Consider the following 13,681-nt stretch of genomic DNA (forward strand, 5'->3'; position numbering starts at 1 on the left):
CCTTTCTCTTATTGGTTTTCACAGCGTTGCTGTCATCATCTCCTATATGAATCTGACTTCTAATCTATTGTGCTCTTCGCGGCCCTTACGGTCCGTTAAGCAGCTGATAGCCTTTTTGTCGTGCGCTATTTTGGCGCCGCTCGGGGCACAGGCCCAATTGGTGCTGGAAAGCGCTACTCCTAAAACTGAAAACTTCAACGCACTTGGCAGCGCAGCCACGGCCACGTTACCAATCGGCTTCAAGTTCTCGGGCGAGACTGTTCCGGCTTATGCCAGTGCGGCCAATTACCTGACTACCAATGTAGCGGCCAATGGCAACAACTTCACGACGGGCGGTACCTACAACTTCGGAACGGCTACCACCGATACCGACCGTGCAGTAGGTTTCCTAGGCAGTGGCGCTACCACAGCCACCACGCCCCGGCACATTATGCTGGCGGTGAACAACGCCACCGGCGCCACCATTCAGGACCTGCGCGTAGAGTTCAACTACGAAAAGTATCGGTCGGGGACTCGGGCGTTTAACTGGACGTTCTTCACTAGCCCCGATGGGGTGAACTGGACCCCGAATACCACTGGTGACCAGTTGTATCCGGCCGATGCGGCCAGTAACGTGTACTCGTATCCGCCGTTGGTATCTGCCAAATCGGTGGTGCTGCCAGTGAATTTGGGTAGCGGCGCTACGCTCTACATCCGCTGGACCCAGCAGGGCGTAGGCGGCAGCACCAACGGCCAGGGTGCGGGTATCGACGACGTGGTGCTAACGCCCACGCTCGGTACCGGTACCCCTGTGCCAGCGGCTACCATTGCTACTACGGCTTCCACTTTCAGCAGTCCGTATTGCATAACAACTGCCGCGGGTAGTGCCCCGTTCGATGTGGCGTATACCACAACGGGCAGCTTCACGGGTACCTTTAAAGTGCAGCTGTCTGATGCAGCGGGTGTTTTTCCGGCGAATACCACCGACAACATTATTGGCAGCGGCAGCACTTCGCCTATCAGTGCCAGCATTCCGGCCGGCACGCCCAGCGGTACTGGCTACCGGGTGCGGGTGCTGAACGATGGGCCGGTTACTTATGGCTCCAACAACGGCACTAGCCTCACGGTGAATCTGGCACCTGCCAGCAACCCCGTTACGGTAAACCCAACTGCCCCGCAGACGCTTGCTGTTACCGGCAACGGCACCCCCCTAACGGCTACGGCCGCCGTGGCTTCCACCTATACCTGGCAGTACAGCACCAGCAGCGCCGGTCCGTTCACGGCGGTGCTAGCTGGCGCTACTACCGCCACGTACCAGCCCCGCGCCGCTGACTTCGGCGGTGCCGGCACCTACTATGTAGTGGCCCAGGCCACCAGCATTGGTGCTTGCAACCCGGTTACTGAGCAGAGCGCGCCGGTGGCAATTACCATCACGGCCCCAACTCCGACCCCGCAACTCCTGGTTTCCCAGCTAACCGCGCCCGATTTCGGGAGCCTGACAACCGACGCGGCTTCCGGCGCGAAGAGCTTCACGGTGAGCGGCAGTGGCCTGACGGCGCCGCTACTGATTACGCCTCCGGCTGGCTTTGAAATCCGGACGGGCACGCAGCCGTTTTCCTGCTGCGTGATTGAGTTGCAGCCCAACGGCGGAACGGTTAGCAGTACCACTATTGAGGTGCGCTTTGCGCCTACGGCAGTGCAAGTGTATCAGGCCGATATTCCGGTGAGCAGCGCCGGGCTACCGCAGCAGACGGTGGCCGTGAGTGGCACCAGCGTGGCTCCGGTGTATCCGGCTACGCTGAGCACGGTGGCCCTCACCAACATCACCCCAACCAGCGCCACCACCGGCGGCACTATTGTTACTACTGGTGGCAGCGCCATTACCGCCCAAGGTGTGGTGTGGGGCAGCACGCCCAACCCCGTGCTGGGTCCACTGCAAACCACCGACACCAACAACACCGGCACGTTCAGCAGCACCATTATCGGCCTGACGCCCGGCACCACGTACTACGTGCGGGCCTACGCCACCAATGGCGTGGGCACCACCTACGGCGATGAGCTGACGCTGACCACCGAAGTAGTACCGCTGGCCGCCGAGCCCACGCAGTCGGCTACGCCTACGGCCAGCCAGATTACTGGCACTTCTTTGTTGCTGACGTTGGGGGGCGGCAACGGCGCCAAGCATTTGGTGCTGGTACAAAGCGGCAGCGCCGTTGATGGCCTGCCTGTAGATGCTACCACCTACCGCGACAGTACAGCGTTTGGCCTGGGCGCGCGCCTAGGCAGCAGCTACGTGCTGTATGCCGGAACCGCCGATACGGTGCGGGTGACTGGCCTGCGCCCAAATAGCACGTATTCGTTTGCCGTTTACGATTACAACGACAACAACATACTATTCGCTGAAAACTACCTGACCACTGCGCCAGGCCTCTTAACCAGCACGACGCAAGCCCTGCCGGCTACGCTGCTGCTGGAAGAAAACTTCGCCTACACTGCTGGGCAAGACCTGACGGCCAACAACTGGGCGACCCACAGTGGTACCACTAACCCAGTGAAGGTGGTAGCTCCTGGGTTGAGTTTCCCCGGGTACAGCGCCGCCATGGGCAACGCTGCGGCCCTCTCCACCACGGGCCAGGACGTAAACCGGGCGTTTGCGCCAGTATATGCCCGCACGCCGGTATATGTGTCTTTCTTAGTGAAAGTAGCCAGCGCAGGTGCTGCCGATTACTTCTTCCACCTGGGCCCCGCTACTATCGGCTCGACCTTCAAGAACCGGGTGTATGCCCGCCGGGGCAGCACGGCCAGCAAGGTGCAGTTCGGCATCAGCGGCAACGGCACGGCAACCTCTATCATCTACGATACCAACCAGGAATACAACGTAGGCGAAACCTATCTGCTGGTGCTGAAATACACGTTCGATGAGACGGGTACCACCAGCCAGTTGTTCGTGAACCCGCCAGCGGAGGTGGAGCCGACCGTAGCCGACGCTACCAGCCTTGAAACCACAGGCGCTCCGGCTAGCATTGGTACGGTGGCGCTCCGCCAGGGCACTACCACGCCAAATCTGGTGCTGGACGGCATCCGGGTGGGTACCACTTACCGCGTGGTGCGCACCGGCCTGACTTGCCTAGAGCCTGCGCCGGCATTTGCCGCCGCCACCGTATGCGCCGGCACGCCCACCGTCTTTGTTGATTCGTCGGCGGTAGTGGAAATGAATGCCCGCTACGCCTGGGACGTGGACGGTGACGGTACGGTGGACTACACCACCAAAGGCGGTTTCAGCCATGCCTACACCGTCGCTAAAACCTATAATGCCACCCTTACCATCACGCAGGGTACCTGCACAGCCACCTATAGCCGGCCTGTAACGGTACGGGCGCTGCCCACGGCTACGCTCAGCGGTACAGCTACCACCTGCATCGGTACCAGCACCGCCCTCACGTTCCACCTGACCGGGGAAGCACCCTGGCAGGTGCGCTACTCCGCCGATGGCGGCGCTACTGCGGTAACGCTGCCCGTTACGGCGGCCGAGTTGAGTGCTGAGGGCAATTACAGCCTGTCGGTAAGCCCTGCTGCTACCACTACCTATAGCTTGGTGGGCGTGACGGATGCTAACTGCACGGCTACAGCTCTGACCGGTACGGCGACGGTAACGGTGAATACGCCGCCCGTGGTTACGGTACCTACCGTACCAACTGCTACGGCAGCCTACGGACAGACGACGGCTTCGGTGAACTTCGAGGCAACTGCCACCGGTACACCAGCGCCTGCAATTACTTACTCGGTGGTACGCAACGGGGTAGTAACGCCGATAACTTCGCCGTACAACTTTGCGGTGGGTACCACCACCGTAACAGCTACGGCAGTTAATGACTGCGGAACGGTGACCGAGACTTTCCCGGTGACGGTGCAGGCTACCGTGGCCAGCCTAGCGGTGCTGCATCAGAATGCCGATAACTCGCCGACCAACAACGCCATCAAGCCTAATCTGCAACTCGTGAACCTGACTGCGGCGGCCATTCCGTACCAGCAACTCACGGTGCGCTACTGGCTGACCGTGGAAGACTTTGCTGCTACCGTGGCTACTATTGACTGGGCGCAATTGGGCACTAGTGCCGTGCGGGCGCGGTATGTGGCCCTCACGCAGCCGGTGCAAGGCGCTTTTGGCTACGTGGAGTACTCGTTTACGGCTGCCGCGGGCAGCCTACCGGCCGGTGCCAACTCCGGCCCGATTCAGTCACGCATCAACAAGCAGACGCAGACCAACTTCAACGAAGCCGACGACTACTCGTACGCTGCCGGCAGAACATATCAGCAGAACAGCCACATCACCATCTACCGCAACGGTGTGCTGGTGGGCGGAACCGAGCCTACGCCGGTAGCTGCCGCTCCGCGCTTCACGGTATTGTCGCAAAACCGTGCCAACAAGGCCGTTTCCAACACCATCAACACCTACCTGCAAGTGCGCAACGACGGCAATACGCCCGTGGCCTACCAGGATCTGACGGTACGCTACTGGTTCAGCCCCGATGGCCCGCAGCCCCTCAACGCATTTGTGGACTACGCGCAGCTGGGCAATAATAACGTGAACATCACCTTCGGGCAGGCCGGCACCGAAATGTATGCGGAACTGCGGTTTGCCGCTGCGCTGGGCATCTTCTCGCCCCTGAGCAGCACCGGCAACGTGCAGTACCGTTTGGCCAAGTCCAACTGGTCGAACTTCAACCAAGCCAACGACTTCTCCTATCTGGTAGCCACTTCCGCCCTGGCCGCCAACTCGAACATCACCGCCTACGTGCAAGGGCAACTGGTGTACGGGCAGGAGCCGGCTGGTGCCGCTACGGCGGCCCGTGGTGTAGCCACAGCGCCTACCTCCGCCACCCCGGCCTCAGTTGCGGCTACTGGTAAAGCCACTGTTAGTAGCTACCCGAACCCGTTTACCGGCAGCACGACCATCACCTTCACCGCCGCGCAGTCGTCGGATTATCAGCTGGATATCTTTGATATGAACGGCCGATTGGTGCAGCACCTGCCAGCTGGCAGCGCGCAGGCCGGGCAAGTGGTGCAGGTGGATTGGCAGGCTACTGATGTACGCCCCGGTGTGTATATGGCCCGCCTGACCACCGGCAGCACAGTGCAGCAACTGAAGCTGGTGCGGCAGTAAACCCACCACACCCACGCATAAAAAAGGCGGGCCACATCGGCCCGCCTTTTTTAATGGCATATAGTTGAAATCGACTGACTTCTACAAGCCGTGCGCCTCGCGCATAGACTCGCGGCAGGCTGTCAAGTACACGTCCACCAACTCGTCGGTGATGGCCGTGCTAACGAACAGGGCCTCGTACTGTGCCGGTGCCAAGTAGATGCCACGGTGCAGCATGGCCCGGAAATAGCGGCCAAAGGCTTCGGTGTCGGAATGCTTGGCGTCGGAGAGGTTGCGCACGGGCTGGTTGGTGAAGAACACGCTGAACATCGAGCCGACCTGGTTGACGGTGTAGTTCAAGCCTAGTTCGGCGGCAATCTGGCGGGTGCCGTCGGCGAGGCGGGTGGTGATGCGGTTCAGCTCGTCGTACAACTCGGGGTGCTCTTGCAGGTAGGTTAGCTGGGCAATGCCGGCGGCGGTGGCAATGGGGTTGCCGGAAAGGGTGCCCGCCTGATACACTTTGCCAGCCGGGGCCACGTTGTCCATGATGTCCTGGCGGCCGCCGTAGGCGCCTACCGGCATGCCGCCCCCAATGATTTTGCCGAGCGTAGTCATGTCGGGCGTGATGCCGTATAGTTCCTGCGCGCCACCACGAGCCAGCCGGAACCCGGTCATTACCTCGTCAAAAATGAACACGATGCCGTGCTTCGTGCACAGGTCGCGCAGGCCTTGCAGGTAGCCTTCCTCGGGTGCGACCAAGCCCATATTGCCCACCACCGGCTCCAGTATCAGGGCAGCTACCTGGCCTTCATTCACAGCAATAATTTGCTCTACGGCGGCTAGGTCATTGTAGGGCACCGTGAGGGTATCCTGCGCCACGCCTTCTGTTACGCCCGGCGAGTCGGGGGTGCCGAGGGTGAGGGCGCCCGAGCCAGCTGCAATTAGGAAGGAGTCACCGTGACCGTGGTAGCAGCCCTCGAACTTGATGATTTTGTTGCGCCCCGTGTAGCCCCGCGCCACCCGAATAGCCGACATAGTAGCCTCAGTGCCCGAATTCACGAGCCTTACTTTTTCAATGCTAGGCACCATTTGCTTGATGAGCTCGGCCATTTCCACCTCGCGGCGCGTAGGAGCCCCAAACGACAACGACGCCGGAATAGCAGCCTGCACCGCGTCGAGCACGATTTCCGGGGCGTGCCCCAAAATCATCGGGCCCCAAGAGTTAATGAAATCCAGGTACTTATTGCCGTCCACATCGGTTAGCCAAGCACCTTTGGCCGACTGCATGAACACCGGATGCCCGCCCACGGCGCGGAAAGCCCGCACCGGTGAGTTCACGCCGCCCGGAATGTGGTTTTTGGCGCGCTCAAACAGCGTTTCACTGGTAGTAAGAGTAAGGTTGGGAGAAAGAGTAGGGGTTGCGGAGGCTTCAGACATAAAAGCAAGATGTAGCGCCGGGCAAAAGTCTGGCGTGTGAGGGTTCAACTGATGTGAGGCGCAAAAAGTAGTTTGCTAAACGAAAGCAGCGCGCCGTATTCCTAACCTACCGAATGCCCACGGGGTTCAGTACTTCCACTTCCAGCCGCTCTAATTTGGTGATGGGCACGTACTGGTTGTCGTGGGCGCCGCCGGGGTAGCCGATGCCTTGAAACACCGAGCCCGAAATGGGGCCGGCGTTGCTAAGCTGCTGCTGAAAAGCCGGGCCATTCAGGTGCAGTTGGGAGCCGAAAAAGTACAGCAACTCGAAGCCTGTGAAAGCGAAAACCGAAGGCGGTTGGTTCTGGCGCTGCATGTACAGCTGCCGGAAGCGGCGCACCCCAAAGTTGTTGCGGTCCAAGTACTTCGGATGCAGAAAATACACGTCGCGCGCATCCAGTTGGTACAAGCCAATGCGGTTGTTGTCGAGCCAGGAAGAATACGTAATCAGCGGCAGGCGGGCATCCTGAGCTTTCAGGACACCGAATGTATACGGCCCGATTTTCTTGGACTCGGAGGCTACAACCAAATGTCCAATGCTCTTCAGATCAAAGCCCCCAAACCCGGCGCTTAGTGACTCGTCCACGTCGGAGTTGATGCGGCGCAGTTGTACCACCCGGCCTCCCAGGGCCTCGTACGCGTGCTTATATGCTACCCCGAAGGCGGCCTCATCCTTGGTGTCTTCATAAAGCACTACCGCCGTGCGCGCGCCACCCAGGCGGGAGTAGGCAAACTGCGCGGCCTGTTGAGCCTGCGTGGCCGTGCTCGATTGGTACAGGTAATGCCAAGGGTTGTCGAGCACCAAGTCGCCATCCTGCGAAAGGGGGTTCACGCACACAATCTGCTTTTGCTGCGCGTAGCGGGCCAGAATTTTGCTGCCCGACTTATATACCGGCCCGATAATCAGGTCCATACCGGCTAGCTCTGGTAGCGCCAGCACTTGCTTGAGCTGGAGCGTATCGGCGCCGGTGTCGTAGGCAAACAACTGCACCGGATGGCCTTCGCGCTGCAACGAGTCCTGCGCAATACGTAAGCCCGCGTACAAGTCCGTTACGAACTGGTTTTTGCGGCGCGTTTCCCAGCTTGGGTCATTAAACTCGAAAGGCAACAGTACGCCGATGTTGTAGGTGCTTTTCTTGATAGCCCGCGGGCGGGGCGTGTAGCGGGTGCGGTCCAGGGCAAACTGCGTAACCAGTTGGTCGAGTTGGCTTTTGTCGGCGTCGGTGTACCAGCCGCCGTTGGCTAGCTTGTCGGCGTAGGCGCGGGCCAGCGTCAGTTCCTGCGGATACGTTTTCAGCAGGGTCTGAAAGGTGGCTTTATCCTTGATGCGCGGCAGATAGGTGGCCTTCATGTTCTCCCGCTCTTGCTGCAACTGGCCAGCCGGCAACTGGGCCAGCACCCGCAGGGCATTATCGAAGTCGTTCTGCTCGAAGGATATCTGACCTTGCAGAAACAGGGCTTCGAGCAAGCTCGGCCATTGGGCGTATTCGTTGCGCAATAGATTTAGCATCTGCTCGGCTTCGGCCCACTTCTTGGCTCGGCTGGCGGCTACGGCATATAAGTATGCGGCTTCAGGAGCCTGCGCAAACTTGTTGGCGGGTGCGGCCAGCGGCTCCAGCTCGGTCATAGCCAAGTCGTAGCGCGTCTGGGTGATGAGCGTTTTGCCGTTTTTGTAGCGGGTATTGAAGTCGGGGGAACCCAGGTTGGCGGGTAGGGGCGGGCCAGTTGGTTTGGGCGAGGTAGTAACGGCCGGCTTAGCGGTGGCAGGAGCAACTGCCGGCTTGGTGGTGCTGGTGGCAGCGGGCTTGGTGGCTGTTGCGGCGGGCGTGGCTTTGGGAGTTGCGCCCGGTTTGGTGCTGCTGGCGGGCGTGGTTTTGCTGGTAGCGGCCGGTGTGGTGGTGGCCGGTTTAGCGGACTTTGCCGGAACGGTGGCGGGCGTAGCTACGGGTTTCCGGGTAGTGGCCGGCGTGGTAGGGCGTGGCATAGCCGGTTGCTGCGCCACTGCGGGAGCAGCCAGCAGCCAGCCGAATAGCAAGCAAAAGGCGGGAAATCGTTGGGCAGAGAAATGCCTCATAACGAGTGGGAGAGAGGTCGAAAAGTAAGTGTAGCCGCTGGCTCGGGCAGGCGGTGCCAGATCGGGCGGGCCTGCAAAAGTACGTAGGAACCGTGGGGAAGATGCTGCCTAGCAATTTACCGGCCGTTCTGTGCCACTGAGTGGCCACGGTCAGCTTACTCCGTCGGAAATCTTTATTTCCGTTCTGCGGTTTCATATCTGGTTAATTGACAACAGGGCGAAAGTAAAATAGTGGCCCGCTGCACGCCGCCACACAGCACCAAAGTGCGCGTGCAACGTATGAATTTCTTTGCCCCTATCTTTTTCATACGCTAACTTCTTGATACTATGGCACTGGTACCCGGCTTGAAACGCAGACCCCGCACGTACAGCGACGAAAACCCGCGCGACCCTGGCAAATGGGGCTGGTACATGCTGGCCGTAATTACGGTGTTGTGGCTACTGTACTCCTGGTTCTACAGCAAATAGCTTGGGCGGCGCGCTTGCGCATCAGGTTTCGTAGCTACCTTACTAGGGTGCCACAATGCTCGCGCATACAATATAGCCGAAGCTCTATCGTTTCGAGCCCGGAAATTTCGACCTTGTACTTATGTCTATGTCTGCTGCTACGCTTGCTTTACCTCAGCTGCGCCAGCGCCTCAACCTGTTGCTGGTATTGGGGGCGTCTTTGGCGTTGAGTGTTGGGTTGATTACGCTACGGGTATTTTTTACCCACCAGTTCACGTTCGTTTTTTTGCTCTGGAACCTGTTTCTGGCGCTTATTCCGTTCGGGCTGAGCACTATGCTTAGTGTTTCGGCTGGGCGCTTGCAGGCACGGGTATTGTTACCGGTAGGCCTGGTGTGGCTGTTGTTTTTCCCCAATGCTCCCTACATCCTCACCGACTTATTTCATCTGGAGCCCCGCGCCAATGTGCCTTATTGGTACGACTTGGCCCTGATTCTGAGCTGTGCCTGGAACGGCCTGATGCTGGCCTACGCCTCCCTCACCGACATGCAGGCGCTGGTAGCCCGCCGCCTGGGTTGGCTGGCTAGTTGGAGCTTCGTAACGGTGGCTATGTTGCTTAGCTCGTTCGGGGTGTATTTGGGCCGTTACCTGCGGTTCAATTCCTGGGACATTATCACCAACCCGCTCACGCTGTTTTTCGACATCGTATCCCGCCTGCTGCACCCGTTTGCCCACCCCGCCACCTGGGGCGTGACCTTGCTCTACGGCGTATTTCTGCTGCTCGGGTACATTACGGTGCGCCTGTTGGGCCGCATGGAAGCCGCCGAACAATAGTAGCGCAGCATTGCTAGGGCTAAGTAAGGGCGGTTGTAAGGGTATAGCCAAAGCAGTGGTTCACTATGGGGTGGGGTAGTTCAGCACCTTCGTTTTACCTTGCCGCCTTATGATGCATCTGACGCCTACCGATACGCCTGCCATGACTTGGGAGCGGCTACTCAGCCGCCGCCGCTACCCCGCCCAACCGCAACTGCACGTTGTAACGGATGCGCCGCCCGTACGCGGTGCCTTCATTGCCGACTACGACCGGGTGGTGTTCAGTTCGGCGTTTCGGCGGTTGCAGCGCAAAACCCAGGTGATGCCGCAGCCCGAAAACGACTTTGTGCACACTCGCCTCACGCACTCCTTGGAAACCGCCTCCGTTGGCCGCTCTTTGGGCCGCCTGGGAGGCCGGTTGCTACTCGAAGAAACCGAGGGCTTAGCCCAAACCCTGCCGCATCTAGACTCCGACTTCGGCGATATTGTGGCGGCGGCCTGCCTGGCCCACGACATCGGGAATCCTCCTTTCGGGCATTCCGGCGAAGATGCCATTTCCACCTACTTCCGCAGCGCCGCCGCCGAGCCGTTTGTGCGGGTGCTGGATGCCGCCGAGCGTGCCGATTTGCAGCACTTCGAAGGCAACGCCGCTGGCTTTCGCATCCTTACCCACACCTATGCGGCGCACAGCAGCGGCTCGGCCGGCCTGGGGCTGACGTACGCCACGCTGGGCGCCTTCACCAAGTACCCGCGCCCCTCGGTGTTCGACGAAGCCGGCGGCACCCACGGCACCAGCGAGAAAAAGCATGGCTACTTTCAAACCGAAGCCACTCGGTTCCAGGAAGTAGCACAAGAGTTAGGCTTGCTGGCCAAGCCGGCCGGGGCTGCGGCTGGCTTCTACCACCGCCACCCATTGGCTTTTCTTGTAGAAGCCGCCGACGATATTTGCTACCGCATTATCGACTTTGAAGACGGCCTCAAACTTGGGCTCATACCCTGCGAAACCGGCCTGAGTTTGATGCGCGACCTGCTAGGCGACGCCCCCGGCCGGCGCGGTTCGGTGGAGTGGCGCGACTGGCGTGAGGAGCTAGGCTACCTGCGGGCACGCCTCATCAACCGGCTAGTGCAGCAAACGGCCCGGCTTTTCGCCGACCGCGCCGCCGCCTTCCTGCACGGCCGCGCCGATGAGCCCCTAGTGCAGCACCTCGACTGCTGGGAGCAGCTCCAGCACATGAATGCTCTGACTGTGGAGCACCTCTACCAGAGCCGGCCGGTGCTGGAAATTGAGGCGGCTGGTTTCGAGGTAATGGCTGGTTTGCTCGATGCCTTTCTGCATGCCACCTTCGACCCCCACGGCAGCGCCCAGTCGCGCAAGTTGCAGCAGTTGTTACCGGCGCAATTTCGCGCTATCGGGCCGCAGGAAGGCTTGTCGGCGTACGAGCAGATCATCTTGCTGACTGACTACCTCGGCGGCCTCACCGACCAGAATGCTGCTAGCCTGTTTCGCACCATTCGGGGCGTGAGTTTGCCAAAAGCATTCTAGCCGCAGCTTGTTGCCGGTGTTAATATGGCGGTGTGGAAATATGGTTAGCTTTGTGCAATTCTGTCGTGCCGCCTGTTTCCGCCATTTGCCTTGAAACTTTGGTTTTTGCTATTACTCCTGTTGCTGAGTACAACTGCCTGGGCTCAGGTGCCCGCAGTGGAGCGGTTGCAGGTGCAGGTTCGGACTCATCCACAGGCTGATACGGCACGGGTGAACTTGCTCAACGCTTTGGCTTTCGAGCAACGCTCCACCGCTCCACGCATTTCCAAGGCAAGCTTCGAAGAGGCGCTGGCCCTGGCGCGGCAGCTCGCCTATCCTCTTGGCGAAGCCCAAGCCCTGTTAGGCCTGGGGTTTTATTATCGGAAGCGCAATGAATACAGCCTGGCGCAAACCTACACCGAGCAGGCCCATCTGTTATTTGAGCGTCTGCACGACCTGCGTAATCAGCTGGCCTGTACCTACAATCTGGCCTATATCTTCTTTGGCCAGGGCAACTACACACAGGCGCTCGACTATTCGCAGCAAGGCTTGCAGCTAGCCGAAAAGCTGGCCGACCCGCATTGGCTGGTGCTCATGAATGCACAGCTGGGTATCATCAGCACCGAAGTGGGAGAGTACAGTAAGGCGCGCCTGTATCTAGAGCAATGCCTGCAACTGGCGCGCCGATACCACAACCAATCCGGTGTTTCCCAAGGTTTGCGCGGCCTCGGCGACTTGTACCGCACCCAACAAAAGTGGGCCGTTGCCCGCCGTTACTACGAACAGGACGTGCTACTGGCGCGCAGCCTCGGCGACAAGCCAGGGGCCTTGGTAGAGGAAATGAACGTAGCCGATATGGCCGAGCACCAAGGCCGCTACAACGAAGTGTTTGCCTACTGCTACCAAGTGCTGCGGCAATTGCGGCAGCTGGATGTAGTGGGCTACCTGCCCTGGACACAGCTGGTACTGGCTCGTGCCCACCTGCACACCAACCGCCCCGATAGCGCCATTTACTATGGCAAAGCTAGCCTACAGGCCAGCCTGCGAAGCGGCACCAAAGAAAACATTCGCGACGTGAGCGAGGTGCTTGCTCAGGCCAGCGCAACAACCAACAGCTTTTCGGCGGCTTACTGCTACCAGCGCCTGTTCACCATCTACCAGGACAGCCTCAGTAGCCGCGACCTTATTCGGCGGATTGCCGCTTTGCAATACGGCTACGAGCTTGACCGGAAGCAGGCCCGCATCAGACAGCTCACCCGTACCCAGCAGTTAATTCAGCAGAAAAACCGTCAGCAACAATGGCTGCTTTCAGTCTCATTAGTAGGGCTGCTGCTGGTGGGGGGCTTAAGCGCAGTGCTTTGGCGTAATAACCAGCAAAAACAGCGAGCCTACGCTCTGCTAGAAAAGCAGCAGACCGAGCTGGTAGCAACGCAAAAGCAGCTAGTAGCGGCCGAGAAGTGGGCGTTTGTAGGAGAAGTATCAGCTGGTATTGCGCACGAGCTGCAAAATCCGCTGCACTTCATGAAGAAGTTTGCCGAAGTTAGCGTAGCCCTGCTTGACCACGACAGCCACGGTACCCCCACCACCGACCCAGCATCAGCGGAGTTGCAGCAGGAGATTATGGCGGGTCTCAAGCAGAACTTGCAGGAAATCAGCCAGCATGGGCAGCGCGCTTCCTCCATCATTGCCGACATGCTGGTACACGCCCGCACCGGCAGCGCCCAGCGCGAGTCAGTGAATATCAATGCCTTGGTTGAAGAAAATTTGCTGCTGGCCAGTCAGATAGCTGCAAGCAAAGAGCCGCCTTTTCAGGCTACTATTCATACTGCCTTCGATGCCGCAGCAGGGCAGGTGGCGGTGGTGCCAGCCGAAATAGGAAGGGGGCTGCTCAACCTGTTTACCAATGCGCTGCACGCGCTGGAAACCCAACAGAATCAGTCTGCTATTGGGTATCAGCCCGTGTTGCGCGTAAGCACCGAGCGGGCCAACGGTCAGATAGCCATCCGGATCCACGACAATGGCACTGGTATGACGGAAGAAGTTAAGCGGCAGATTTTTCAGCCGTTTTTCACTACCAAACCCCTTGGCAAAGGAACGGGTCTTGGGTTGTCGTTGGCGCACGATACCATCACCAAAGGCCACGGTGGCATGCTGCAAGTAGACACCAAGGAAGGCGAGTTCACGGAATTTGTCATTCTGCTGCCTGCCTAAAAGTGGCGGCTATATGCC

Annotated in this window: 7 protein-coding genes; 5 read left to right on the forward strand and 2 right to left on the reverse strand. The window is 59.5% G+C overall.

The annotated features are described in order from the left end of the window. Positions 1–46: 46 nt before the first annotated feature. Positions 47–5,143 (forward strand): cellulose binding domain-containing protein, encoded by a 5,097-nt coding sequence (locus tag G536_RS0110675; RefSeq protein ID WP_084708566.1) that lies wholly within the window; start codon positions 47–49, stop codon positions 5,141–5,143. An 81-nt stretch (positions 5,144–5,224) separates the two neighbouring features. Here G536_RS0110675 and hemL read toward each other — a convergent pair whose 3' ends face one another. Together hemL and G536_RS0110685 are read right to left on the reverse strand one after the other, a co-directional pair. Further along, a complete protein-coding gene (gene hemL / locus G536_RS0110680; protein WP_022823589.1) occupies positions 5,225–6,559 on the reverse strand; it encodes a glutamate-1-semialdehyde 2,1-aminomutase in 1,335 nt (444 codons plus the stop codon). Positions 6,560–6,665: 106 nt separating this feature from the next. Next, positions 6,666–8,672, reverse strand: coding sequence for an ABC transporter substrate-binding protein (locus G536_RS0110685; RefSeq protein ID WP_157530553.1), 2,007 nt, complete (start codon positions 8,670–8,672; stop codon positions 6,666–6,668). Positions 8,673–8,999: 327 nt separating this feature from the next. Here G536_RS0110685 and G536_RS32150 point away from each other — a divergent pair, with 327 nt between their 5' ends. The 4 genes from G536_RS32150 to G536_RS30570 all read left to right on the forward strand — a co-directional run bounded on the left by G536_RS32150 (position 9,000) and on the right by G536_RS30570 (position 13,663). Beyond that, complete coding sequence (locus G536_RS32150) at positions 9,000–9,140, forward strand: hypothetical protein (RefSeq protein WP_022823591.1); 141 nt, start codon at positions 9,000–9,002, stop codon at positions 9,138–9,140. 127 nt (positions 9,141–9,267) lie between these two features. Continuing rightward, a complete protein-coding gene (locus G536_RS27385) occupies positions 9,268–9,951 on the forward strand; it encodes a DUF1361 domain-containing protein (RefSeq protein ID WP_022823592.1) in 684 nt (227 codons plus the stop codon). 109 nt (positions 9,952–10,060) lie between these two features. Beyond that, complete coding sequence (gene dgt, locus G536_RS0110700; RefSeq protein WP_022823593.1) at positions 10,061–11,473, forward strand: dGTP triphosphohydrolase; 1,413 nt, start codon at positions 10,061–10,063, stop codon at positions 11,471–11,473. 90 nt (positions 11,474–11,563) lie between these two features. Continuing rightward, on the forward strand, positions 11,564–13,663 hold the full coding sequence (locus G536_RS30570) for a tetratricopeptide repeat-containing sensor histidine kinase (RefSeq protein WP_084708568.1): 2,100 nt from the start codon (positions 11,564–11,566) through the stop codon (positions 13,661–13,663). Positions 13,664–13,681 lie beyond the last annotated feature (18 nt).

The sequence above is a fragment of the Hymenobacter norwichensis DSM 15439 genome, from assembly GCF_000420705.1.
In the GTDB taxonomy this organism is placed as follows: domain Bacteria; phylum Bacteroidota; class Bacteroidia; order Cytophagales; family Hymenobacteraceae; genus Hymenobacter; species Hymenobacter norwichensis.

Bases quoted from the DNA above. Each gene is read 5' to 3' on its own strand.
- G536_RS32150 (WP_022823591.1), top strand. From the start codon at position 9,000: ATGGCACTGGTACCCGGCTTGAAACGCAGACCCCGCACGTACAGCGAC.
- G536_RS0110675 (WP_084708566.1), top strand. From the start codon at position 47: ATGAATCTGACTTCTAATCTATTGTGCTCTTCGCGGCCCTTACGGTCC.
- dgt (WP_022823593.1), top strand. From the start codon at position 10,061: ATGATGCATCTGACGCCTACCGATACGCCTGCCATGACTTGGGAGCGG.
- hemL (WP_022823589.1), bottom strand. From the start codon at position 6,559: ATGTCTGAAGCCTCCGCAACCCCTACTCTTTCTCCCAACCTTACTCTT.
- G536_RS27385 (WP_022823592.1), top strand. From the start codon at position 9,268: ATGTCTGCTGCTACGCTTGCTTTACCTCAGCTGCGCCAGCGCCTCAAC.
- G536_RS0110685 (WP_157530553.1), bottom strand. From the start codon at position 8,672: ATGAGGCATTTCTCTGCCCAACGATTTCCCGCCTTTTGCTTGCTATTC.